A 23,972-nucleotide genomic window follows, 5' to 3' on the forward strand; every position below is an offset into this window, starting at 1 on the left:
TGAGCAGGCCGAGTCCGGCCGCTAAACGGTGACCGCGGGATGTATTGGGACGCAAGGTAATCAACTCCCTTGGGTTGGTACGAGTCGCGCTAAATGCGACTAATGGCCGACGTTACCCACATCCTCCACGATGGACAAGGCCTGAACGCCCGTTAATGACCCGGCGGTTCCGGGCGGGCGACGGTGGCGACGGCACGGCGAAGCGGCGGCCCGCGAGTGCGCGGGCCGCCGCTCGGCGTTGCCGGGTCTGCGGCCTCAGGGGCGGCCGGATCCCTTGGCTCCTAGATGAAACCGGTGTAGAGGAGCTTGTTCGGCGAGCCGGCGCCCGGGTTGGTCACGACGCCGTTGGTGGCGTTGTTGACCAGGGCGTTGCGGACCGTCGCCGGTGAGGCGCCCGGGTTGTTCTGGAGGTAGAGCGCGGCCGCGCCGGCGACGTGCGGTGACGCCATCGAGGTGCCGCTGATGGTGCTGGTGGCGCTGTTCGAGCCGATCCACGCCGAGGTGATGGACGTGCCGGGGGCGAAGATGTCCAGGCAGGTGCCGTAGTTGGAGTACGACGCGCGGGCGTCGGTGCTCGTGGTCGCGCCGACCGTGATGGCCGCGGGCGTGCGGGCCGGGGAGTAATTGCACGCGTTGGCGTTGGAGTTGCCCGCCGCCACGGCGTAGGTGACGCCGGAGTTGATCGAGGCCGCGACAGCGTTGTCGATGCTGGTGCTGGCACCGCCGCCGAGGCTCATGTTGGCCGCGGCCGGCTTGACGGCGTTGGAGGTGACCCACTGGATACCGGCGACGACGCCGGCGGTGGTGCCGGAGCCGGAGCAGTTGAGAACGCGGACGGCGACCAGTCGGACGGCCTTGGCCACGCCGTACTGACTTCCGCCGACGGTGCCGGCGACGTGGGTGCCGTGGCCGTTGCAGTCGGTGGCGTCGTTGTCGTTGTCGACGGTGTCACGGCCGTGCGTGGCCCGTCCGCCGAAGGTCGTGTGGGTCGTCAGGATGCCGGTGTCGATGACGTACACGCGCACGTTGGAGGCGGTGTTGTTGTACGTGTAGCTGCGACTCAGCGGAAGGTTGCGCTGGTCGATGCGGTCGATGCCCCACGACGGCGGGTTCGTCTGGGTGGCCGCGGTGGTGACGACCTGGTCGGCCTCCACGAAGGCCACGCGCGGGTCGGCGGCCAGGCGCCGGGCCTGCTGTTCGGTCATCTTGGCGGCGAACCCGCCGAGGGTCGTCGGGAAGGTGTGGGTGATCTCGCCCGCGTAGCGGTCGGCGAGTTTCGCGGACGTGGCCTCCACGCCGGAACGGGTGTCGGCGAGCTTGACCAGGTAGTGGCCTTCGATGACGCCGGCGTTCTCGGCGCCGATGACGACTCCTTCGGCCTGCGCGGGTGCCGCGCCGAGCAGTGCCGCGGCCACGATGGCCGTGACGGCCACACCGAGGGCCGTGCTTAAGCGGCGGAGTGCGATTCGGGGATGGGACATGAGGGTCCTCCTTCGCGACCCGGCCGGGATAAGCCGGGCATTGCCAGCAGGCTATTGGACATACCCATGCATGGACAAGAGGTCACAGGCCGTTGATTTTCCACAGATTCGTTTCGTAACATATGTTATGCATATTTAAAGGGCACAGTGGACGGCCCCCTGAGGGGGACCGTCCACTGTGTTCGTACCGCCGGTCGGTGGAGGGCGCGACCACCCGAGCCGGGACGGAGGTCGCGAGGTCCTCGCCGCAGCCGTCAGCCCACCGCGCCTCCCGCGAACGGGTCCGGTGGAATGAAGCCGATGTAGAGCAGGCAGTTCGGCGAACCCGCGCCCACTCCGGTGATGACGCCGGTGGTGCAGTTATTACGGAAGGCGGTCGCCACCTGCGCCGGCGTCGCCGTGGGATACCTGTGCAGGTAGAGGGCCGCGGCACCGGTGAAGAACGCCGCCGACATCGACGAACCGCTCAGGGTCGCCGTCGCCGTCGGTCCGCCGATCCACGACGAGGTGATCGACTGGCCCGGGGCGAAGATGTCCAGGCAGGTGCCGTAGTTGGAGTGCGAGGCGCGCGCGTCGGTCTGGGTCGTCGCCCCGACCGTCACGGCGGGTGCCACACGGGCCGGTGAGTAGTTGCAGGCGTTGGCGTTGCTGCCGCCGGCCGCCACGGAGTAGCCGACGCCCGAGTTGATGGAGTTGGTCACGGCGGTGTCGAGGGCCACCGAGATGCCGCCGCCGAGGCTCATGTTGGCCACGGCGGGCTTGACCGCGTTGGCGGTGACCCAGTCGATGCCGGCGATGACACCGGCGGTGGTGCCCGAGCCGGTGCAGTTGAGGACGCGGACGGGCACGATGGTGACCTTTTTGGCCACCCCGTACTCGGTGCCGCCGACGATGCCGGCGATGTGCGTTCCGTGTCCGTTGCAGTCGTCGGGGTTCCCGTCGTCGTCGATGAGGTCTACTCCCCCGACGACGCGGGCACCGAAGGACGTATGTCCCTTGTAGACGCCGGTGTCCAGGATGTAGGCGCGTACCCCGGAACCGTCGTTGGGGTAGCGGTAGTAGCCGTCGAGCGGCAGCGTGCGCTGGTCGATGCGGTCGAGGCCCCAGTTCGGCGGGTTCGGCTGCACTCCCTGCGCGGTGACCGTCGCGTCGGCCTCGACCGAGGCAACCGACGGGTCGGCGGCCAGGCGCCGCGCCTGCCGCTCGTCCATCGAGACCGCGAAACCGTGCAGCGCGGTCGTGTAGGTCGCGGTGACCTCGCCGTCGTAGCGCGCGGCCAGCCCGCTCGCGGTGCCGTCCACTGTGGCCTTGGCCGTCTCGGCGGTCAGCGTGACGATGTAGTGCCCGTCGATCGCGCCGGGTCCGCCCGCGCCGAGGACGGTGCCCTCGGCCTGCGCCGGACTCGCCAGCAGCGTGCCCGCGAGGGCGGCGACCGCGGCCAGGCCGAGCACGCGCGCGGCGCGCCCGGATTCGTTGCGTGTCATGACGTTTCGCCTCCGTGGACGGGCCGGGCCGGGTTTTCCCGGCCACGGCCCGTCGTCGTTGCGGGCGAGACCCCAGGGGTCGCGGAGCCCACCGCCCGCGCGGTCGTGTGGGGCGGACCCGTTACAGCGTCAGGGTCCAGGTGTTCAGGGTTCCCGAGTCGCCCGAGTAGACGTCGCGGACCCGAAGGGTCCACGAGCCGTTGGCGGCCTCGCTCGACAGGTTCGCCGTGTAGGTGGTGATCACGTTGTCGGCACCGTCGAAGAGGCTGCTGTTCTTCAGGCGGTAGGCCGTCCCGTCCGGGGCGATCAGGTCGATGACCAGGTCACCGCGGTAGGTGTGGCTGATGTTGACCGCCACGGTCGAGGTCGCGCTCGCGTTGCGGTTGCAGCCCGAGATCGCGATGGTGCTGTTGACCGTCGCGAGGTCGGCGATCGGCGTCGAGGTGCCGTTGGTGCCGGAGCAGCCGCCACCGCCGGTGCCGTTGACCGTCAGGGTGTAGGTGGCCGCGTGGGTCGCGGCGGTACCGGTGCCCGTCAGGCTGATGTTCGCCGTGCCGGTGCCCGCGGTCGCCGAGGCCGTGAAGGTCACCGTCGAGGTCTGGCCCGAGGTGATCGTCGACGGGCTGAAGGTCACGGTCACACCGCTCTGCTGGCCCGACGCGCTGAGCGTGATGCTCTGCGCGGAGCCGTTGGTGGTGGCCGTGGTGACCGTCGCCGAGGTCGACTGACCCTGGTTGATGGTGCCGCTGGCCGGGCTGACCGAGATGCTGAAGTCGTCGCCGGGCGGCGGTCCGCCGATGAAGCCGGTGTAGAGCAGCTTGTTCGGCGATCCGGTGCCCGGGCTGGTGACCACGCCGTTGGTGGCGTTGTTGACCAGGGCGTCGCGAACCTGCTGCGGTGTCGCCGACGGGTTGGCCGACAGGTACAGCGACGCGGCGCCGACCACGTGCGGAGTCGCCATGGACGTGCCGCTGATGGTGTTGGTGGCGGTGTTCGAGCCGATCCACGAGGACGTGATCGACGAGCCGGGCGCGAAGATGTCGACGCAGGTGCCGAAGTTCGAGAACGACGAGCGGGCGTCGGTGTTGGTCGTGGAACCGACCGTGATCGCGTTGGCGACCCGCGCGGGCGAGTAGTTGCACGCGTTGGCGTTGTCGTTGCCGGCCGCGACGCCGTAGGTGACGCCCGAGGCGATCGAGGCGGTGACGGCGTTGTCGAGCGTGGTGTCGGCGCCGCCGCCGAGGCTCATGTTCGCCGAGGCGGGCTTGACGGCGTTCTGGGTGACCCACTCGATACCGGCGACGACGCCCGCGGTGGTGCCCGAACCGGAGCAGTTCAGCACACGCACGCCGACGAGCTGGACGCTCTTGGCGAGGCCGTACTGGCTGCCCCCGACGGTTCCGGCGACGTGCGTGCCGTGGCCGTGGCAGTCGGTGGCGTCGTTGTCGTTGTCGACGGTGTCCCTACCGTGGGCGGCACGGCCGCCGAAGGTGTTGTGGCTGATCAGGATGCCGGTGTCGATGATGTACGCGTGGACGTTGGCGGCCTCGTTGGGGTACGTGTAGCTGCTGTCCAACGGAAGGTTGTTCTGGTCGACGCGGTCGAGACCCCACGACGGCGGGTTGGGCTGCACGCCGTCGATGTGCACGGCCTGGTCGGCCTCGACGTACTCGACCGACGGGTCCGCGGCCAGGCGCCGCGCCTGCTCCTCGGTCATGGTCGCGGCGAACCCGTGCACGGTGGTCGGGAACGTGTAGGTGACGGTGCCCTCGTACTCGCCGGCGAGGGCGGCGGCACTGGCGTCCACACTGGACACCGAGACGTCGCGCAACTTGACCAGGTAGTGCCCGGGGATCACGTCGGGCTCGTTGATGCCGAGAATGGTTCCTTCGGCGTGCGCGGGCGCCGTGCCGAGCATCGTCGCGGCCATGGCGGCGACGGCGGCAAGGCCTAAGCCCGCGGCTAACCGGTGCCTCAGGGACTTCGTTTCTCGCATGGGAGGGTCCTCTCCAGGGGGCGCGCCCGGTACGGGTGGATCCGGGCATCGACAGCAGACTATGAGAACCGGAGTGCGTGGACAAGAGTTGACCAGGAGTCAACTTTCAAGGAAAGTCGAACCCGCACGGATACTTTCCGATGACCAAGGGCGATGTGCGGACGGCCGCCTTCGCGGGGTTCGGCGCGCCGCAGCATCTTTCGTCCCTTGTGGATCAGTCACCGCGGGTGTCCGCTGCGCGACAGCGCCCGGCGGCCCGGTCGACGGCACTGACGGTGAGGGAACGGCGGTCCCGCATGTTGCGGAACCGCCGTCTCGTGCCCACATCGACGAGGGAGCGAGGATCGACTTTCGGGGCTGATCGCACCCTCTCGCCGACGTGTGTCCGTCCCCTGTGGACCGGTCGCGCGCTAGAGCGTGACGGTCCAGGAGTTCAGGGTGCCGCTGTCACCGGAGTAGGCGTCGCGGACCCGCAGGGTCCACGTGCCACCGGCGGCCTCGCCGGACAGGTCGGCGGTGTAGGTCTCCTTGACGTTGTCGGCGCTGTCGAAGCCGCTGTTCTTCAGCGTGTAGGAGGTCCCGTCCGGAGCGATCAGGCTGATCACCAGGTCGCCGCGGTAGGTGTGGGTGATGTCGACGGCCACCTTCGACGTCGCCGAGGCGCTGCGGTCGCAGGTCACGGCCACCGTGCTGTCGGTGGTCGCCGCGTCCGGAAGGGCCTTGGCGGTGCTGTTGGTCGCCGTGCAGGCGCCGGGCTGCGGTTCCCCGCCGCCGTCACCGATGAACTCGATGTTCAGCAGCTGGTTGACCGAGCCGGTACCAGGGTTGGTGACCTTGCCGCTGGCGGCGTTGTCGACGAGGGCGTCGCGGACCTGCTGCGGGGTCGCCGAAGGGTTGGCCGACAGGTACAGCGCGGCCGCGCCGACCACGTGCGGCGTCGCCATCGACGTGCCCGAGATCGTGTTGGTCGCGGTGTTCGAGCCGATCCACGACGAGGTGATCCCGCTGCCGGGGGCGAAGATGTCGAGGCACGTGCCGTAGTTCGAGTACGAGGCGCGCGCGTCGGTCTTCTCGGTGGCGCCGACCGTGATCGCCGCCGCCGTACGGGCCGGCGAGCTGTTGCAGGCGTCGGCGTTGTCGTTGCCCGCCGCCACGCCGTAGGTGACACCGGAGGCGATCGAGGCGGCCACCGCGTTGTCGAGGCTCGTGCTGGCACCGCCGCCGAGGCTCATGTTCGCCGCGGCGGGCTTCACCGCGTTGGTCGTGACCCACTCGATGCCCGCGACGACGCCGGCGGTGGTACCCGAGCCGGAGCAGTCGAGGACGCGCACGGCGACGAGCTGGGCCTTCTTGGCCACACCGTACTCAGTACCGCCGATGGTCCCGGCGACGTGCGTGCCGTGGCCCTGGCAGTCGGTGGCGTCGCTGTCGTTGTCGACGGCGTCGTAACCGGAGGTCGCCCGCCCACCGAAGGTGCTGTGGGTGAGGTTGACGCCGGTGTCGATCACGTAGACATGGACGTTGGCCGCGTCGTTCGGGTAGGTGTAGCTGCTGTCGAGCGGCAGATCCACCTGGTCGATGCGGTCAAGGCCCCACGAGGGCGGGCTGGCCTGCGTGCCGGTGAGGGCGACCTTCTGGTCGGCCTCGACGTACTCGACGCGCGGGTCGGCGGCCAGGCGCCGGGCCTGCTGCTCGGTCATGGTCGCGGCGAAGCCGCCGAGGGTGTTGGTGAACGTGGCGGTGACATCGCCGTCATACCGGGAGACGAGGGTGTCGGCCGCGGTGTCCACACTGGACGCCGAGAGTCCGTCGCGCAGCTTGACCAGGTAGTGGCCGCTGACGATGTCGGGCGAGTTCATGCCGAGGACGGTTCCCTCGGCCTGGGCGGGGCCGGCGCCGAGCACGGCGGCGGCCATCGCGGCGACGGCCGCGAGTCCGAGTCCGGCCGTTAAACGGCGGCGCGGGGACGAAGTGTCTCGCATGGGAGACCTTTCTCTAGGGGAGCGCCCGCATGGGCACGCGGGCTTTGACGAGATTAGGTGCGCCCGAACGGGCTTGTACAGACGTGTGCACCGCTTTCCTACTGGCGAGTAGCTTCTGCCTGCGTGCGCACGGAACGTTTTCCCTTGCCAGAGGGCGAGACGAACCCACGGAATGTGATGCGAATCACTGCAACCTTCAGTCACACTTCGCCGTTCGCCGGTGGACGGTGTGTCGCGGGGCGGTCGCCCGGCGTGGCGTACCCGGAAGCGGCGGATCCGGCCTAGAAGCCGTGGTCGAGCGCGTCGCGGTCGACGGTGGACTGCACGCGCCGCGCGGCCGAGCGGACGATGGAGTCCGGATCGGACAGCATCCCGCGCGCCACCTCGGCGGCGTCGTCGATCCCGAGGTGGCCGACGAGCGCGATCGCGAGGGCACGCACGGCCCTTTCCGGGGAGCCGGTGGCGGCGACGACGGCGGCCCGTCCCGGTGCCGTCAGTTCCGGCAGCGTCGCCAGCGTCCAGGCCGCACGGAAGCGGGAGGTGCGGTCGGGGGCGTCGGTGAAGGCGGCGATGAGCTCGGCCTCGTCGCCGGGATGGGCGGTGCGGCGCGAGGCGTCCTCGACGCGGGTCGTGGTGTCGAGCCAGGTCTCGTACCAGTCGAGGAAGTCGTCGGCGGCGAAGGTGCAGTCCTCGGCGTCCCGGTTCGCGCAGAAGACCCGGCCGCGCTCGGGGCCGGTGAGCACGAGCCGCGTGAAGTCGGCGCAGCCGTGGTAGGCGATCTCGATCGTCCCGGCCCACGGATCGTCGTCCTCGCCGAAGGCGCGCAGCCAGGCGGCGACATCGGGGTTCCCGTCGCGGACGGCGCTCTCGGTGGCGTAGTCGCAGCTCGGGTGGTCGTTGCTGGAGAGCGTCGAGAGGCCGTAGCCGGGCCCGACGCCACCGCCGGACACCTCGGTGAGGAAGCGGCGGTAACCCTCGGGCAGCTTGACGCCGTGGCGCGCCTCGAAGTCGGCGATATCGCCCTCCGGCACCAGCGGCGCGACGCGCAGCCGGTGCCCCTGCTCGCCGTGGGACTCCCGGCGGCCGTGCAGATCCGGCAGCAGTGCGAGCTTCGCGCCGATCCGTCGCAGCGTCTCGTCCATCTGATCCCCACCGCCGAAACCGGCCCCGCCCGGACGGGCGCGGCCTTGAGATGCCGGGCGCGACGGCCCGCACGCCGGGGCGTACGAGCCGTCGCGGATGAGCGGTCCTACAAGGTGATGTAGTGCAGGATCACGTTGTGGGCGTGCTTGGTCTTCTTGTCGCCGCGGAAGTCGACCTCGTAGATCTGCGTCCCGACGTGGATCGCGATCGAGCCGGAGGAGAAGAACTGGCCGGCGAGCGAGCGGTTGCTCATCACGCTCACCGAGCTGATCTTCGAATAGGGGACGCTGGTGAACGCCTCCTTCTTGCCGGCGAAGGACTTGTCCATCACGATCACGCGCCGGTCGGTCAGGCCGATGAAGCCCGTGCCGAGTCCGATCGCGTCGTAGACCGCGATGATCTGCTCGCCTTCGAGGAGCGCCTCCTCGACCTGCTTGAACTGTTCCTTGCGGTCGTAGATCGGCTCCACCTGCGTGGTCATCGCGCACCCTCTCGTCGCCCGTTCAACGGCGCCACCGTACTTTGAGCGCGCGAACCCCGGCAACCGCTGTGCGTGACGCGGCGCACACAGACCCTTGTGGACTGTCCTTAGAAGACGGTCGCCCAGTCGTCGCGCATGCTGACCAGCGTCCATCCCTCCGCCCCCGCGCGGGACAGCGCATCCTCCGCGCCGACCGAGTAGGAGAACTCGCGCTCGCCGTCGTCGTGGTCGACGAGCAGCCGCAGCGCCGGCAGCCGCGGGCCGCCCGTGAAGCGCAGGAGCGGGATGTCTCCGTTGGAGTTGCCGACGGTGAGGATCGGCCGCCGCCCCACGCGGGCCCAGAACCGCGCGGGCTTGTCCCGCCCGTCGTCGAAGAAGTCCAGGTGGTCCTTGCCCACGGCGTGCCCCTCGTCGCGGTAGCGCAGGCCCAGCGAGCCGCCGACGACCCGCTCGGGAGGAAACCCGTAGAAGCGGTCGGCGAGCGGGCGGACGAAGTCGCGATCCCCGCCGGAGGCCAGGTAGCAGGTGAAGCCGCCGGCTTCGAGATAGCGGCGCAGCTCCACCATGGGCGCGTAGGCGCAGTGCAGGTAGGGGCGGCGTAACACCGGATGCGCCGCCGAGGAGAGGAAGAGCGAGACCTCGTCGGTGAACTGGGCGACGTCGGTCCCCTCGAAGGTGCCGCCCGTCGCGTGCGCGAGCGTCTTGAGGTCGGTGTCGTCGCCGCGGTAGTGCCGCGCCATCGCCTCACCGAACCAGCTCAGGTCGTTCTCCGCCGCCGCCCGCCACGGCTGCTTGTCGCGCACCGAGGGGTCGCGTTTCGCGCGCTCCACGAAGCGGCGGATGAGGAAGTCGTGCTGGATGGGCAGCGGCTTCTCGCACCACAAGGTGCCGTCGGTGTCGAAGGCGGCGACCCGCTCGGCGGGTTCGACGAACTCCCGCGAGCCCGGTGTCGTGACGCGCGTGACGAAGCCGGTGACGGCGAGCCACGCGACACCGTGTCGCCAACCGTTGCCGAGTGTGTTCATCCGGGATCCCCCATGACGGTGTGTACCCAAGCCCCACGTCAATCATCCACAGTCGACGGTGGAGGATGCGGGATGAGCGGGGACCGCGCGTCGCGTCGGCTAACGTCCGGGCCATGCCGTCCAAGAGCCACTACGAGCTCCACTTCGCCGTCTCCCCCGGCGCTATCCGCAAGGACGTCCACGCGGTGCGAGCCACCCTCGCCGAGATCGCCGAGGACCTGAAAGACCAGCTCACCGACAGCATCGGCGTCTACCTTCTCTGCTGGGCCCGCCCGACGCTCGCTCTCCACGCCCACGAGAAGGGCGAGCGGATCGCGTCGGTGCGCCTTCACCCGTTCGTCACCGTTTCGGTCGAGGGGTTCGGCGACATCACCTTCACACGTGGCGGCAAGCCCGTCGGCATACCTGCGGGCGACGCGGGTGCGCAGTTGCGCGAGCGGATCTTCGCCGGCGAGCTGGACGACTCGATCAGGGTGACCGTCGACTGGGACCGCGTCGAGATCCCCGCGCTGTCGGGCGAACTCGCCGGCGAGGACGACGTGGTCGGCGAGACGGAACTCCCCTACGGCGTCATCGATCTGGAGGAATGAGCCCGGAGGCGAAAGCGCGCGACCGGAGACGTCTCCGGCCGCGCGTCACGTTCGGAGCGGTCAGGGCCGCTCGTCCCCGCGCGCCGAGACCGGCGACGCGGCGTCCAGTGGAGCCGGCGGCGTCCGGCTCAGCTTCTCCTCCACCGCGCGGTCGGCGCCGGACGTGCGCGACGACTTCTTGCGGCTCCTGCGGTGCTTGGCGACGTAGGCGCCCGTTCCGACGGCCGCGGTGCCGAGCACGGCACCGGCGACGACGGCCCACCATTTCTTGACCTTCACGACTCGACCCCCTTCATTCAGCGCCAAGGTACCGCCGACCTGCGACATCCGCAGCCTGGGCGGCCGAACGGGGGTCGGCCGCCAGACCCGGTACATGCTGACAAAACGGATCTTGAGCTACCTGCGGGTAGCCGGTGTCGCCGCAGGTCAGCCTCTGGTCAAGGTCAACTTCTCGGGCGTACGGCCGCCCGCAAGGCATCGAAGGTCATCTGTGCTTGATGTCACCGGTCCGGGGGAGTCCGAACGGTCCGGAAACTTCGGCCGACAGGGCTCGCCAGGTCGCCGGCATGCCCTGTCCGAGGTTCGCGACAGGACTGCCGACGACTTCACGAGTGACTTATATAAGCAGTCGATGATACGATGTCGGCATGCACGCCTTCGACGTACTCGGCGACCCCGTACGGCGCCGCATCCTCGAACTGCTCGCCGACGGCGAGCACAGTTCGGGCGCGGTGAGCGCGGTCATCGGCGAGGAGTTCGGGATCTCCCAGCCGGCCGTCTCGCAGCACCTGCGGGTCCTGCGCGACAACGGTTTCGCCGTGGTGCGGCCTGAGGGCGCCCGCCGGCTGTACGCCGTGCGGCCCGAGGCGCTTCGCGACGTCGACGTGTGGCTGGAGCGCTTCCGGCGGTTCTGGGCACCGCCGCTGGCCGCCTTGGAGACCGAGGTCGCGCGCGGCAAGCGGCGGCGCCGGATGGCGTCGCAGGACGAGACCAACGAGGAGAGGGACACACCATGATCGACGTCGACAAGCAGATCAGCGCGGTGAGCCGCAGGCTGGGCAACCGCACCCACGAGGCCGGTGAGCTCCTGGAGATGACGGTGAGCCAGGCCTACGACACCGACGCCGCGGACCTGTGGGAGTGCGTCACCGACGCCGAGCGCATCCAGCGGTGGTTCCTGCCGGTCAGCGGGGACCTGCGCGTCGGGGGGAAGTACCAGCTGGAGGGCAACGCCTCGGGGACCGTGGAGAGCTGCGACCCGCCGCACACGTTCACCGCGACCTGGGAGTTCGGCGGCGGGGTGAGCTGGATCGAGGTGAGCGTCACCGCCGAGGGCGATGGCCGCAGCCGTTTCACACTGGTGCATCTCGCGCGTGTCGAGGAGGAGCTGTGGGACCTGTACGGCCCCGGCGCGGTCGGAGTCGGCTGGGACGGGTCCTTCATGGGGCTCGGCATGCACCTGGCGACCGGTGCGGCCAACGACGCCACCGAGGTGGAGGCGTGGTCGGGGACCGAGGAGGGCAAGCGCTTCACCAAGCTCAGCAGCGACGCCTGGTGCGAGGCGAGCATCGCCCACGGCACCGACCCGGACAAGGCCCGCGCGGCGGCGGAGAAGACCCGCGAGTTCTACACGCCTTAGGGTCGTGAGCGTGACGACCGGAACGAACATCCGCCCACTGCGGCCCGGCCAGCGCGCGCGTCTCCTCATCGGGGACGTCGACGGCGGGACCCCGCGGCTGGTCCACGAGAGCACCGCGAGCGCCCTGGAGGCGCCGAACTGGACGCCGGACGGGCGGTGGCTCGTGTTCAACCAGGACGGGCTGCTGTTCCGGGTGGCGGCGGACGGTTCGGGTGCGCCCGAGCCGATCGACACCGGTTCGGTCACCGACGCCAACAACGACCACGTCCTCTCCCCCGACGGCGCGACGATCTACCTGTCGGCGGGAGACGGGCACATCCACGCCGTGCCCTTCACCGGCGGTCAGCCCCGCCGGGTCACCAACGAGCACACGCCGGGACCGTTCCGGCACTTCCTGCACGGCGTCTCCCCCGACGGTTCCACGCTCGCCTACGTGGGCGTGGAACCGTACGCGGGTGACGAGTGGGGGTACCGCAACATCTTCACGATTCCCGCGTCGGGCGGGCCGGACACGCGGCTCACCGACAGCCCGGCGCCGGCCGACGGGCCCGAGTACAGCCCCGACGGCGAGTGGATCCACTTCAACTCCGAGCACGGCGCCGCGACCCCCGGTCACGCGCAGATCTTCCGGATGCGCCCCGACGGGTCGTGCCTCGAACGCCTCACCGACGACGAGCGCGTGAACTGGTTCCCGCACCCCTCCCCCGACGGGCGCCACGTGCTCTACGTGAGTTTCCCGCCCGGGACGCTCGGGCACCCCGCCGACGTCGACGTGGTCCTGCGCGTCATGGGACCGGCCGGGGAGACCCCGCGCGACGTGCTCGCCCTCTTCGGCGGGCAGGGCACGCTCAACGTCAACAGCTGGGCGCCCGACTCCCGAAGGTTCGCCTACGTGGACTACCCGGTGGACTGAGCGCCCCCTACGCGCGCGTCCGGCTGCCTACCATGCGGACATGCCCGAGATTCACATCGATCTCGACGCGCCCGAGAGCACCGGCGGAGCCTCCCGGCTCGCCCGCCCGCCTCGCTGGCTCGTCGTGACCGCGGTACTGACCGTCGTCGGCGGCGTCATCGCTGTAAAGACGGTCGAGCCCAGCCCTCCGCCCGTTCACCTCACCGAGGCGCCCCCGCAGTGGACGGCGGGCTTAGCCCTCGAACTCGGGCCGCCCGTCATGGCCGACTTCGCCGAGGGCGTCGTGGTCGTCACCGCGAGGAACGGCCTGGCCGCCTACGACCGCGTGAACGGTGCCGAACTCTGGCGACACGACCCCGGTGACGGCTTCGAGGCCGACCTGTCCGGCGTCACCGGCGACGACGTCGAGATGGTCCCCGGCGCCGTCGTGATCACCGACCGGGACGACGTCGAAACCACGAGGTACCGGGTCCTCGACCTCGACGACGGCAACCTGCGCTTCGAGCTGGCGCCCGAACCGCCCGAGCTGCCCTGGACCCACTACTCGCACATCACCACCGAGTCGCTGCTCTTCGTCGGCTGCCGCGCCGATGCCTGCGAGATGACCGCCTACGGGCTCGACACCGGCGAGGCGCGCTGGCGCCGTGCCCTTCGACTGGGAACGCAGGTCTGGCCGAGGCCGCTGGTCGACTGGGAGCACCAGGGGGCGGCGCAGGCTCCGTTTCGGCCGGCCGACTCCCGTCCCGACCCCGAGGCCAGGTTCTTCGCGCTCGTCGAGAGCACCGACGGGCCCGGGGACCGCGTCGAGACGGTCGACCTGGCCACCGGCGAGACCATCGGCGAGTGGGTGGCACCGCAGAGCGGGTACACCGACTACGCCGTGCTGGGGAGCAGGTTGCTCAGCACCGACCACGGGCACGCCGGCGCCGTGGACCCCGTCACGGGCAAGCGGCTGTGGAGCGTGGAGCCCTACCGCGACCCCAACGACCCCCAGCGGCCGGCGGCGCTCCTGTCGGGCGGGAAACTCCTCGACAGCACCGGCGACGGCGGCCTCAGCCGCCTCCTCGACCTCGCCGACGGCACCGTCGGCCCCGCCTTCGACGGCGAGCATCCCCTCATCGCGCGCAACGGCGTCGCCGTGACCGTCTCCGACGCCGTCGCGCGCGGAACGGACATGACCAGCGGCGCCGAACTATGGGGCACCCCGCTGGACGCGCAAGCGTGGGAGGAGTTCACCGAGAGCGGCGCCCACGCCGACGAGGACTGGCTGGTGATCAAGGGCGGGTTCGGGCTGACGCCCGCCTCCGCGCCCTGGACCTACACCGTGAACCTCGCCTCGGGCGCGGTGCGGGCCCTGCCGGTCGAGACGCTCGGCTACGGCGGCGGGCAGCTGCTGGCGGTCGCCGCGGCCGAGGGACGGCCGGGCGAGCACGCGCTGGTGATGGTGGGAATGGGCGGCGGGTAGGACGCCGGCCGGGTGGTCACACGCCGATTCCGGCCGCGCGGCAGGCTTCCGGGTCGTCGCCACCGGTGGTCACGGTGGCGGCGATGACGGTGTCGAGCGTGTCCCGTGCGGCCAGCAGGCCCGCCACGGCCTCGTTGATGCGTTCACGTTCCCGGTTGAGATCGGGCAGCATGCCGGAACAGGCGGGCACCAGGGTCTCCCCGTCGTGGGCCATGCAGGGCATCAGCTCGGCGATCGTGGCGGTGCCCAGACCTGCGCCGAGGAGCAGGCGGATCCCCTTGACGGTGGCGACGTCGTCCTCGGTGAACTCGCGGTATCCGCTCGGCCGCCGAGACGGCCTGAGCAGCCCCTGCTCCTCGTAGTAGCGCAGCAGGCGCTGGCTGACGCCGGTCCGCCGGGAGAACTCCCCCATGTGCATGTGATGACCGCCATGTTCGGTTGACTCTCACATCGATGAGAGATCGCAGTCTATGCGGCATGACCGACCAACGATCATCACGTCCGCTCAACGCACCCGTCACCGTCGTCGGCCTCGGCCCCATGGGCCTCGCTCTGGCCGAGACACTTCTGGAACGCGGCCACCCCACGACCGTCTGGAACCGCACTCCCGAGAAGGCCGATGGCCTCCTCGCCAAGGGGGCCCACCGCGCGCGGACCGTCGCCGAGGCGCTGTCGGCGAGCCCTGTCGCGATCGTGTGCCTCAAGGACTACGAGACCATGTACGCGGTTCTCGACCCCGCCGGAGACGCCCTGAGGGGGCGCGTGCTGGTGAACCTCAACTCCGGGACCCCGGGTGAGGCGCGCACCGCGGTCGGCTGGGCGAGCGGGCGAGCCGCCGGCTACCTTGACGGCGCTGTCATGGTGCCCCCGCCGCTCGTCGGGAACCCCGAGTCCGTTTTCCTCTACAGCGGGTCGCAGGACGTCTTCGACGGGCACCGCGAGACGCTGGCGACCTTGGGCGACCCCCGGTACCTCGGCTCCGATCCCGGCCTGGCGGTGCTCTACAACGCGGCACTGCTCGACATGATGTACGCGACCATGAACGGCTTCCTGCACGCCACCGCGCTGGTCGGGTCGGCGAAGGTCCCGGCGGTCGCGTTCGCCGACCTCGCGCTCAACTGGTTCATGCCCACGGTGCTGGACGCGACCCTCGTCGAGCAGGCCGCCGACCTGGACAAGGGCCACTATCCCGGCGAGCTCGGCACCATGGAGATGAACCTCAACGCGCTGGAGCACATCACCCGCACCTGCGTGGAGCAGGGCGTGCACTCCGAGCAGCCGCGGCTGATGAGGGCGATCGCCGAGCGCGCGATCGCCGACGGCCGCGGCGGCGAGAACTACCTGGCGGTGTTCGAGGTCTTCAAGGAGGCGACGCGGGTGTCGTGACCTGGTGCCGGAGGGGATTCGGTGGGTCTCGGCCGCGCGGATCGGGGCTCGCGCGGATCGGGCGGCGGTCCTCCGGCGTTCGCGAAGTTCGCGCTTCGCCCAACGGGGAGCCGTGGCGGGAGTCGAACCGGCGGCGGGCGACGCAGGCGAGGCTGAGGCGGGAGATCCCGGCTCTCCCCGGAGAACCACGTGGCGCCGGATGTGCCGAAGAGCACCGACTGTTCGCCAGGTAACGCCCTCGCGGGTGAGCTGGAGAGGCTCCGGTGGCCAGAGGCAAAACGGCCGCTGACCCCGATTCAGCGAGGTCAACGGCTGCTTCCGTGCTCCGTGCATCTTCCAACTGTGGGCGCGGCAGGTTTCGAACCTGCGACCCTCCGCTTGTAAGGCGGATGCTCTCCCACTGAGCTACGCGCCCCAACGGGTCCGATCAGCCTACCCACCGGTTCCCAGGCGGCGTCCACCGCCTGGGAACCGTCGGATCGGTCTCGTCGGTCAGCCCGCGAGTTCGCCCAGCGCCTTGGTCCAGGCGGTCTGGTCGCGCGGCTCGCCCGGAAGGTTCATCTCCGCGAAGCGGACGACGCCTTCCTTGTCGATGACGAAGGTGCCCCGGTTGGCGAAGCCCTTCTCATCGTTGAAGACGCCGTAGGCGCCGGCGACCTCGCCGTGCGGCCAGAAGTCCGAGAGCAGCGGGAAGTCGAATCCCTCGCGCTCGGCCCAGACCTTGTGCGTGAACGGCGAGTCGACGCTGACGGTGAGGACCGCCACGTCCTCGCTCTGGTAAGCCGACAGATTGTCCCGGACCCCGCACAGTTCGCCCTCGCACACACCGGTGAAGGCCAGCGGGTAGAAGACCAGCAGGACGTTCTTCTCGCCGCGGTAGTCGGCGAGGCTCACTTCCTGGTTGTTCTGGTCCTTGAGCGTGAAGCCCGGGGCGGTCGCGCCGACCTCGATTGGCATGTGTTCTCCTCTGCGGAATCAGTCAGATACGGGGGAGCCTACGTCGGCGGCGGGTCAGCGCCGGCCGACCTTGGGGCTCACCAGCCGCGTCGCGATCCAGTCCTTGCCGGCGTTGACGTTCGAGGTCTGCTGCAGACCGACCGTCTGCGCCGCCTCGGCGATGTCGCTGGGCTCGATGTGGCCGTCGCGGCCCGCTTTGGGCACGAGCAGCCAGACGACGCCCGACTCGGCGAGCGGTGTGCGGACGTCGACCAGGACGTCGACGAGGTCGCCGTCTTCGTCCCGCCACCACAGGAGCACGGCGTCGCAGACCTCGTCGGTATCCTCATCGACGAGCTCCTCGACCCGTTCGATGATCGCGTCGCGGAGGTCTACGGCCACGTCATCGTCGTAGCCGACCTCCATAACGACCTGTCCCGACTCGATGTTGAGCCGGTCCGCCAGGCTCTGGACTTCGCCCGCCTGGCCAGCCGTCGCGCTCACAGTGTGGTGCCTCCTTCTACGTACGCATGGGTTGTTCGGTCATCGCGCGCCCTGAGAATAGCGAAAGACCGCCCATGCGTGGTTGAGGAATGCCCGCCAGCCCGACGTGTGGTCGCCGTCCCAGTAGATCGGGTCCTCACGCTACCGGTCGCGGCCACAAGAGGCAGGATGGGGAGCGACACCGTAGTCCACATCGTCGAGTAATGAGGGAACGCCCGTGTCCACCGAACGTAAGCGCCCGGTTATCAGCGACGGTCTGCCAAGCCAGCTGCCCGACATCGATCCCGCGGAGACCGCCGAATGGCTGGAATCCCTGGACGGCCTGCTCGACGAGCGGGGACGGCAGCGAGCACGGTACGTCATGCTGCGGCTGCTGGAGCGTGCTCGCGAGCACCAGGTCGGTGTCCCCGCCCTGACCAGCACCGATTACATCAACACGATCCCTCCGGAACGCGAACCCTGGTTCCCCGGGGACGAGCACATTGAGCGCCGGATTCGCGCCTTCATCCGCTGGAACGCGGCCATGATGGTTCACCGCGCGCAGCGCCCCGGCGTCGGTGTGGGCGGTCACATCTCCACTTATGCCTCGTCGGCGAGTCTGTACGAGGTCGGTTTCAACCATTTCTTCCGCGGCAAGCAGCACCCCGGCGGCGGCGACCAGATCTTCATCCAGGGGCACGGTTCGCCGGGCATCTACGCCCGCGCCTACCTGGAGGGGCGTCTCACCGAGCACCAGCTCGACGGATTCCGCCAGGAGCTCTCGCACCCCGGCGGCGGTCTGCCGTCGTACCCGCACCCGCGGCTGATGCCCGACTTCTGGGAGTTCCCGACCGTCTCGATGGGCCTCGGCCCGCTGTCGGCGATCTACCAGGCGCAGTTCAACCGCTACATGCACCACCGGGGCATCAAGGACACCTCGCAGCAGCGCGTGTGGGCCTTCCTCGGTGACGGCGAGATGGACGAGGTCGAGTCGCTCGGCGCGATCCACCTCGCCTCGCGCGAGGAGCTCGACAACCTCACCTTCGTCGTCAACTGCAACCTCCAGCGCCTCGACGGGCCGGTCCGCGGCAACGGCAAGATCATCCAGGAGCTGGAGTCGATCTTCCGGGGCGCCGGCTGGAACGTCATCAAGGTCGTCTGGGGCCGCGAGTGGGACCCGTTGCTGGCCGCCGACACCGACGGCGCGCTGGTGAACCTCATGAACACCACGCCCGACGGCGACTACCAGACCTACAAGGCGGAGTCGGGCGCGTTCGTGCGCGACAACTTCTTCGGACGCGACCCGCGCACGAAGAAGATGGTCGAGCCCTTCAGCGACGACCAGATCTGGGGCCTCAAGCGAGGCGGCCACGACTACCGCAAGCTCTTCGCGGCCTACAAGGCGGCCACCGAGCACACCGGCCAGCCGACGGTCATCCTCGCCAAGACCATCAAGGGCTGGACGCTCGGCTCGCACTTCGAGGGCCGCAACGCCACGCACCAGATGAAGAAGCTCACCGCCGACGACATCAAGACCTTCCGCGACCGGCTGTACCTGCCGATCCCGGACTCGGAGCTGTCGGACCCGTACCTGCCGCCGTACTACCACCCGGGTACCGAATCCGACGAGTACCAGTACGCCATGGAGCGCCGCAACACGCTCGGCGGCTCGGTCCCGTCGCGCAACACCACCGTCATCCCGCTGAACCTGCCGCCGTCGAGCACCTACGACTTCGTCAAGCGCGGATCGGGCAAGCAGAAGGTGGCCACCACCATGGCCTTCGTGCGGCTCCTCAAGGACCTCATGAAGGACAAGGAGACCGGTCAGCGGTGGGTGCCGATCATCCCCGACGAGGCGCGCACGTTCGGCATGGACGCGATGTTCCCGACGGCGAAGATCTACTCCCCGCACGGCCAGAACTACCTCTCGGTCGACCGGGACCTGTTCTTGTCGTACAAGGAGGCCGAGAAGGGGCAGATCCTGCACCTCGGCATCAACGAGGCCGGTTCGACGGCCGCGTTCACCGCTGCGGGCACCTCCTACGCCACGCACGGCGAGCCGATGATCCCGATGTACATCTTCTACTCGATGTTCGGGTTCCAGCGCACCGCCGACTCGCTGTGGGCGGCGTCGGACCAGATGACGCGCGGGTTCCTCCTCGGCGCCACCGCCGGGCGGACCACCCTCAACGGTGAGGGCCTCCAGCACGAGGACGGGCACTCGGTGCTCATCGCGGCGACCAACCCCGCCGTCGTGGCCTACGACCCGGCCTTCGGGTTCGAGATCGCGCACATCGTCGAAGACGGCCTCAAGCGCATGTACGGGGAGAAGCAGGAGAACGTCTTCTACTACCTCACCGTCTACAACGAGCCGATCTTCCAGCCGGCCGAGCCGGAGAACGTCGACGTCGACGGCATCTTGAAGGGCATGTACCTGTACTCGCCCGCCAAGGGGCACCCCGACCTGCCGCGAGTACGGCTGCTCGCGTCGGGCACCGGCATGCAGTGGGCCCTCAAGGCCCAGGAACTGCTCGCCAACGACTGGGGCGTGGCCGCCGACGTGTACTCGGTGACCTCGTGGACCGAGCTGCGCCGCGACGCCGTCGAGTGCGAAGAGCACAACCTGCGTCACCCCGACGCCGCGGAGAAGGTTCCGTACGTCGCGCAGAAGCTGGGCGACAGCGACGCGCCCGTCGTGGCCGTCAGCGACTTCATGCGCGCTGTGCAGGACCTCATCGCGCCCTGGGTGCCGGCGAAGTACCTGTCGCTGGGCACCGACGGGTTCGGGCAGTCCGACACCCGCGGCGCGCTGCGCAGGCACTTCAATGTCGACGCCGAGTCGATCACCGTCGGCGCGCTGCAGCAGCTCGCGCGGGCCGGGGTCGTGCCGGCCGAGGCGGCCGTGCAGGCGGCGAAGAAGTACGCGATCACCGACGTCACGGCCGCCGACGCGGGCGAGACGGGCGGGGACTCCTAGGGCCTTCGGGTGAGTTAGTTCGTGTGAGGGGGCGGTCCGGGAGGGCCGCCCTTTCGCGTGGGCGCGTGCCCTCTCCAACTGGCTGAATATCCGTTGGGATGTCCCCCTCGACGCGGTGTGGCTCCTGGCTTGAGCCAACGGCACGTGTTCCCGCCCCCAGCCACACCCGGGCCGTCGGCTCCGCACGGCGGCCGGCGGTTCGACACCCGTCGCGACGGCAGAGACGGGCGGGGCTCGCAGGGCCTTCGGGTCACAGACTCACCTGCCCGGGGCCGCCATGGTGGTCGCGGTGATACCCGACGAGGATCCGAGCCTGGAGCGCCGACCGTCCACGTCTCCAGCCCCAGCAGCCCTGACGAGCACGTCATCCCCTACGAGATCATGCGCTGGTTCATGGAGCAGGCGGCCGGGCAGGCCGAACGCTGCCGTCTTACGATCGAGCGGGAGCACCCGCGGCAGGCGGATTGACGGCCCCTATCCCTCCCCCTCCACCCACCTCACGGCCGCCACGATCTCCGCCGCCGTCGGCCTCGGCGCCACCTGGTCGGGGTAACGCAGCAGGTAGTGCTCTCCCGCGACCTTCCGCGCGAGGGCCCGTGCCGCCGACGGCAGCTCGGCGCCCTCGGCCAACTCCACGGCCCGCAGCCACCAGCTCCAGCTGCGCGGGTCGACGTCGTAGTGCCACAGCGGCTGGGCGGGGTCGGCGGCGCCGACCAGCACCCGCTTCAGAACGTGTTCGCGCAGGTCGGGCCTGCCCACGAGGCCGGCGGCGACCTGCCTCGGCGGGACCCCGTCGAGGCGTGCGCGCATCAGGACCCAGGTCAGCAGGTGCCCGGAGTCGTGGGCACCGGAGGTGGCGTACGACCACAGGCGCGCGGCGGTGTCCTCGCCGGGCGCGCCGAGCCAGGTGAGCGGCCGCAGCGCGTCCTTCCACTTGGGCGCGGGCTTCACCCACCACTTCTCAAGTTCCTCGGCGAGGGGATGGCCGAGGTCGCGCGCCAGGCACGTGAGGGTGACCATCGGGTGGCGCCACTCGGTGTAGGTGGTGCGGTAGGTCTTGGCCAGCAGCGACTTCCAGCGTCCGGCGAGCGCGTCGGCTTCCGCGGCGGTGGCCATCCCGTGGGCGTACAGCAGCTCCAGGCTGACCGCGACGCCTTTCTGGTCGGTCGACGGGTCGGCGATCCGCGCTTTCAGCCGGCCCGCCTCGTCGGGCGAGAGCCTGCGGTACCGGTGCCAGATGTCGCCCAGATTCGCGTCGGACGCGGTCAGGTCCGGGCCCGTCCCCGACAGCAGGTCCCCGGCGAGGCTCTCGAAACGGCCGATGTCGGCGCCGAACTCCTCCGACGGCCGCGGCCATAGCCGGTCGATCCACTCGCGGGTCATGTGCGCGGCGTGGACCCGTGCCTCGCGGGGAAGGCGCTCGTCGAGGGCGAGCCGGAGGGAGGCCGACTTGCCGGCGGCCTCGACGTCGCCGTCGGGCGCCGACTCGGCGACGAGCACCGCGCGGGTGGCGCGCACCAGGGCCCGCACCATGTGGTCGTCGCCGGAGATCTCGGCGGCGATCGCGGCGGCGGCCTCGGCGAGGTCGCGCTCGTGGAGCGCCCGGCGGATCCGCAGCCACGGGTCGACGGCTCGGACGTCGCCGGTGTTGAGCACGAGGCTCCGCACCGTCTGGAGGCCGCGCTCCGAGGGGACCTCGGCGAGCGCGTGCGCCGCGTCGGGCCCGTCCTCGTCGGCGAGGTTCCAGGCTTCGGGGTGTTCGGCGCGCAGGAGCGCGCGCAGGAGGGCGCGGCGGCCTCGCAGGTAGCCGGGGCGGCCGGCGGCGCGGCGGGCGGCGAGGAGGCGGTCGAGTTCGTCGGGGGTGAGCAGTTCGCGGTCATCGAGCGCGCGGATGAAGGGCGCGATGGCTTCGAGGTCGGACAGGTCGTTCAGGCGGTCGTGAAGCCAGGCCGCCTCGGCGCCGGTGAGCGGGACCTCGGGTCGCAGTCCGGCCAGGAACTGGCGGACACCGGCCCGGTCGTCCGGGAACGGCAGACCCTCGGCGTCGCGGGCGGTCTGGCGGTCGAAGGCGAACACGGCGCCCGGGCCGCCGTCGGTGACGGCGTACCCGGCCGGCGGGGTGCCGAGCGCGGCTCGCACCAGGGCGTGATCGCCACCCCAGTGCAGCGGCAGCGGGCCGGCCAGCGCGCCCGCTCGGGTGAAGACAGCTGTGCCGGAGGCTAGCCAGCAGGCGAAGGACGTGCCGGCGGGCAGGCCTTGTGCCGCGGCGGTCCGGGCGGCCTCGGCGACGGCTTCCTGCGCCCGTTGGCGGCCGACCCCGGGTGGTGGGAGCGCGAGGAATCCCGGGGCGGTGAGCGTCGGCCACCACTCATGGAGGACCTGCCGGTCGGAGGGCGCGGCGGGGTTGCGTCTGGCGGCCATGGGGGTCCTCGTCAGTCGACGTGCGGGGGTAGCGGCGCGGTCATTGTCGCGGGCTGGAGCAAGCGACGGCTCAGACCGCCTGCGTCACCGGCGCGAACACCCGCGCCGGGTCCCCCGGTACCGCCGCGCCGCCGACGACCATGAACGTCCCGTCGAACCCCGGCCCGATCCCGTTGGCCGTCGCCCATTCCCGCAGTGCCGGCCGGGAGTGGAGCACGTCGACGCGCACCGGCGCCTCCGCGCCGGCGGAGAGGTCGGCGATCAGCGCGCCGGCCGTGTCCAGGTCCTCGGCGACGACCGGCCCGATCACGAGGTGGTGGGTGTTGCGCCAGGCGGCGGCGTAACCGGTGACCTTTCCGTCGGCCTCGACGACGCGGAAGGCGGCGGCACTGGCGTGCAGCACGGTCAGCAGGCGGGTGCGGTCGGCGCCGAAGGCGTCGCGGTCGTAGGCGAGGACGGTGTCCAGGTCGCCGGCGGTGACCGGCCGCGACAGGCCCGGGGCGGCACCCTTGAAGACGCCGATGTGCGAGGTGTTGACGTCGACGACCTCGAACCCGAGTTTCTCGTAGAGGGGGCGGCCCATCTCGGTCGCGTACAGCGACACGAGGGCGTCGCCGGCGATGTCGAGGGCGTGGTTCATCATGCGGCGGCCGAGGCCCCGGCCGTTGTAGCGGGCGGCGACCAGGACCATGCCGATGGCCGCGCTCTCCGTCCCGTAGCGGGTGAGGGTGTAGCACCCGGCGAGGCCTCCGTCGGGGGCGTCGACGCCGTAGACCTCGGCGACCTCGAAGAGGAATCGCCACTTGGGCTCCTCGCGGCCCCATTCGCGGTCCACGGCCAGGTCCATGCACGCCTCGCGGTCGTCACCGGTGAGGCGGCGGACGGGTACGGCGACGGGGTCGGCGATCCACGGCTCGGCCTGTTCCACGTCGTCCTCCTCGCTTGATCGTTCGGGGCAGTGGCGAGGATAGCCGGGCGGTAATTTGGTCGACCTCACCCTCAGGAGGCCCCATGGACGTCTACGACGCAAAGATCCTCGACATCGCCGGCGAGGTCACCGACCTCTACGTCGAGGTCTTCTCCGCTCCCCCATGGGACGAGGACCCTGAGGAGCTCTCCACGTCCTTCCCGGCCCGCCTGGAGGTCGACGTCGCCCGACCCGGTTTCCGGGCCGTGGCGGCCCGCTCGGCGGCGGGCGTCGACGGTTTCGCGACGGGCTGGACCACCCTGGCGCCCTTCCCCGCCAACCGCGCCTACGGCAAGGTCGCCGAGCAGCTCGGGCCGCAGCGGCTGGAGCGGCTCATCGTGGGCGCCCTGGAGGTCGAGGAGCTCGCCGTGCGGGAGCGTGCCCGCGGAACGGGACTGGGCCGGCGACTGCTGGCCGAACTGGTCGACGGCGCGCCCGACGGTGCGTGGCTGCTGACGAAGGGCAAGGCGGTCGACACGGTCGCGTTCTACGAGAAGATCGGCTGGATCCGGCTGGAGCCGCTGCCGGGTGTCGACAACGGCATCGCGGTCTTCGTCTCACCGGGGCACCCCGGCCTCTGACCTGCTCGTGAGTTCTCGACTG

General features: G+C 70.4%; 21 protein-coding genes and 1 tRNA gene. 8 read left to right on the forward strand and 14 right to left on the reverse strand.

Going from position 1 to position 23,972, the window contains the following annotated elements; translation table 11 throughout:
* Positions 1-281: 281 nt before the first annotated feature.
* The 7 genes from AB0I28_RS24885 to AB0I28_RS24915 form a co-directional block, all read right to left on the reverse strand.
* Positions 282-1,481: a S8 family peptidase gene (locus AB0I28_RS24885; protein WP_357497082.1), complete on the reverse strand. Its 1,200-nt coding sequence runs from the start codon at positions 1,479-1,481 to the stop codon at positions 282-284.
* Between the two features lie 254 nt (positions 1,482-1,735).
* Entirely contained in the window at positions 1,736-2,965 is a 1,230-nt protein-coding gene (locus tag AB0I28_RS24890; RefSeq protein WP_357497084.1) for a S8 family peptidase, read from the reverse strand.
* A gap of 121 nt (positions 2,966-3,086) precedes the next feature.
* On the reverse strand, positions 3,087-4,961 hold the full coding sequence (locus tag AB0I28_RS24895; RefSeq protein ID WP_357497086.1) for a S8 family peptidase: 1,875 nt from the start codon (positions 4,959-4,961) through the stop codon (positions 3,087-3,089).
* A gap of 410 nt (positions 4,962-5,371) precedes the next feature.
* Positions 5,372-6,943 carry a S8 family peptidase gene (locus AB0I28_RS24900; protein ID WP_357497088.1) on the reverse strand — a complete coding sequence of 524 codons (1,572 nt, stop codon included), beginning with the start codon at positions 6,941-6,943 and terminating at the stop codon, positions 5,372-5,374.
* A gap of 281 nt (positions 6,944-7,224) precedes the next feature.
* Positions 7,225-8,085 (reverse strand): SMI1/KNR4 family protein, encoded by an 861-nt coding sequence (locus AB0I28_RS24905; RefSeq protein WP_357497091.1) that lies wholly within the window; start codon positions 8,083-8,085, stop codon positions 7,225-7,227.
* Between the two features lie 107 nt (positions 8,086-8,192).
* Positions 8,193-8,567, reverse strand: a complete 375-nt coding sequence (locus AB0I28_RS24910; RefSeq protein WP_357497093.1) for a PH domain-containing protein — start codon at positions 8,565-8,567, stop codon at positions 8,193-8,195.
* Between the two features lie 107 nt (positions 8,568-8,674).
* Positions 8,675-9,592, reverse strand: coding sequence for an HAD family hydrolase (locus AB0I28_RS24915; protein ID WP_357497095.1), 918 nt, complete (start codon positions 9,590-9,592; stop codon positions 8,675-8,677).
* Positions 9,593-9,705: 113 nt separating this feature from the next.
* Between AB0I28_RS24915 and AB0I28_RS24920 the strand changes: the two genes are divergently transcribed.
* Positions 9,706-10,182, forward strand: coding sequence for a hypothetical protein (locus tag AB0I28_RS24920; RefSeq protein ID WP_357497097.1), 477 nt, complete (start codon positions 9,706-9,708; stop codon positions 10,180-10,182).
* 60 nt (positions 10,183-10,242) lie between these two features.
* Here the strand turns inward: AB0I28_RS24920 and AB0I28_RS24925 are convergent, their stop codons facing one another.
* Positions 10,243-10,461 (reverse strand): hypothetical protein, encoded by a 219-nt coding sequence (locus AB0I28_RS24925; protein WP_357497099.1) that lies wholly within the window; start codon positions 10,459-10,461, stop codon positions 10,243-10,245.
* Between the two features lie 368 nt (positions 10,462-10,829).
* Here AB0I28_RS24925 and AB0I28_RS24930 point away from each other — a divergent pair, with 368 nt between their 5' ends.
* The 4 genes from AB0I28_RS24930 to AB0I28_RS24945 are packed head-to-tail and all read left to right on the forward strand — an operon-like array spanning position 10,830 to position 14,199.
* A complete protein-coding gene (locus tag AB0I28_RS24930) occupies positions 10,830-11,198 on the forward strand; it encodes a metalloregulator ArsR/SmtB family transcription factor (protein ID WP_357497101.1) in 369 nt (122 codons plus the stop codon).
* Positions 11,195-11,821, forward strand: coding sequence for an SRPBCC family protein (locus AB0I28_RS24935; protein ID WP_357497103.1), 627 nt, complete (start codon positions 11,195-11,197; stop codon positions 11,819-11,821). The genes AB0I28_RS24930 and AB0I28_RS24935 overlap by 4 nt, the downstream gene beginning before the upstream one ends.
* A 10-nt stretch (positions 11,822-11,831) precedes the next feature.
* Positions 11,832-12,734 carry a hypothetical protein gene (locus AB0I28_RS24940; protein ID WP_357497105.1) on the forward strand — a complete coding sequence of 301 codons (903 nt, stop codon included), beginning with the start codon at positions 11,832-11,834 and terminating at the stop codon, positions 12,732-12,734.
* Between the two features lie 40 nt (positions 12,735-12,774).
* Complete coding sequence (locus AB0I28_RS24945; protein ID WP_357497107.1) at positions 12,775-14,199, forward strand: PQQ-binding-like beta-propeller repeat protein; 1,425 nt, start codon at positions 12,775-12,777, stop codon at positions 14,197-14,199.
* 16 nt (positions 14,200-14,215) lie between these two features.
* Here the strand turns inward: AB0I28_RS24945 and AB0I28_RS24950 are convergent, their stop codons facing one another.
* Positions 14,216-14,611 (reverse strand): MerR family transcriptional regulator, encoded by a 396-nt coding sequence (locus AB0I28_RS24950; protein ID WP_357497109.1) that lies wholly within the window; start codon positions 14,609-14,611, stop codon positions 14,216-14,218.
* A 65-nt stretch (positions 14,612-14,676) separates the two neighbouring features.
* Between AB0I28_RS24950 and AB0I28_RS24955 the strand changes: the two genes are divergently transcribed.
* Positions 14,677-15,585, forward strand: a complete 909-nt coding sequence (locus AB0I28_RS24955; RefSeq protein WP_357497111.1) for an NAD(P)-binding domain-containing protein — start codon at positions 14,677-14,679, stop codon at positions 15,583-15,585.
* 343 nt (positions 15,586-15,928) lie between these two features.
* On the opposite strand, the gene AB0I28_RS24960 is transcribed toward AB0I28_RS24955, so the two are convergent.
* The 3 genes from AB0I28_RS24960 to AB0I28_RS24970 form a co-directional block, all read right to left on the reverse strand.
* A tRNA-Val gene (locus tag AB0I28_RS24960) sits at positions 15,929-16,000 on the reverse strand.
* Between the two features lie 77 nt (positions 16,001-16,077).
* Positions 16,078-16,542: a peroxiredoxin gene (locus AB0I28_RS24965; protein WP_357497113.1), complete on the reverse strand. Its 465-nt coding sequence runs from the start codon at positions 16,540-16,542 to the stop codon at positions 16,078-16,080.
* A 54-nt stretch (positions 16,543-16,596) separates the two neighbouring features.
* Positions 16,597-17,025 carry a DUF3052 domain-containing protein gene (locus AB0I28_RS24970; RefSeq protein ID WP_357497115.1) on the reverse strand — a complete coding sequence of 143 codons (429 nt, stop codon included), beginning with the start codon at positions 17,023-17,025 and terminating at the stop codon, positions 16,597-16,599.
* Positions 17,026-17,242: 217 nt separating this feature from the next.
* On the opposite strand from AB0I28_RS24970, the gene aceE reads away from it, so the two are divergent.
* Positions 17,243-19,981 carry a pyruvate dehydrogenase (acetyl-transferring), homodimeric type gene (gene aceE, locus AB0I28_RS24975; protein WP_357497117.1) on the forward strand — a complete coding sequence of 913 codons (2,739 nt, stop codon included), beginning with the start codon at positions 17,243-17,245 and terminating at the stop codon, positions 19,979-19,981.
* A gap of 474 nt (positions 19,982-20,455) precedes the next feature.
* On the opposite strand, the gene AB0I28_RS24980 is transcribed toward aceE, so the two are convergent.
* Together AB0I28_RS24980 and AB0I28_RS24985 are read right to left on the reverse strand one after the other, a co-directional pair.
* Positions 20,456-22,402: a hypothetical protein gene (locus tag AB0I28_RS24980; protein WP_357497119.1), complete on the reverse strand. Its 1,947-nt coding sequence runs from the start codon at positions 22,400-22,402 to the stop codon at positions 20,456-20,458.
* A 70-nt stretch (positions 22,403-22,472) separates the two neighbouring features.
* On the reverse strand, positions 22,473-23,330 hold the full coding sequence (locus tag AB0I28_RS24985; RefSeq protein WP_357497121.1) for a GNAT family N-acetyltransferase: 858 nt from the start codon (positions 23,328-23,330) through the stop codon (positions 22,473-22,475).
* 83 nt (positions 23,331-23,413) lie between these two features.
* Here AB0I28_RS24985 and AB0I28_RS24990 point away from each other — a divergent pair, with 83 nt between their 5' ends.
* Entirely contained in the window at positions 23,414-23,950 is a 537-nt protein-coding gene (locus tag AB0I28_RS24990; RefSeq protein ID WP_357497123.1) for a GNAT family N-acetyltransferase, read from the forward strand.
* The last annotated feature ends 22 nt before the right edge of the window (positions 23,951-23,972 follow it).

It is taken from the genome of Phytomonospora sp. NPDC050363 (assembly GCF_040655735.1).
Lineage (GTDB): Bacteria > Actinomycetota > Actinomycetes > Mycobacteriales > Micromonosporaceae > Phytomonospora.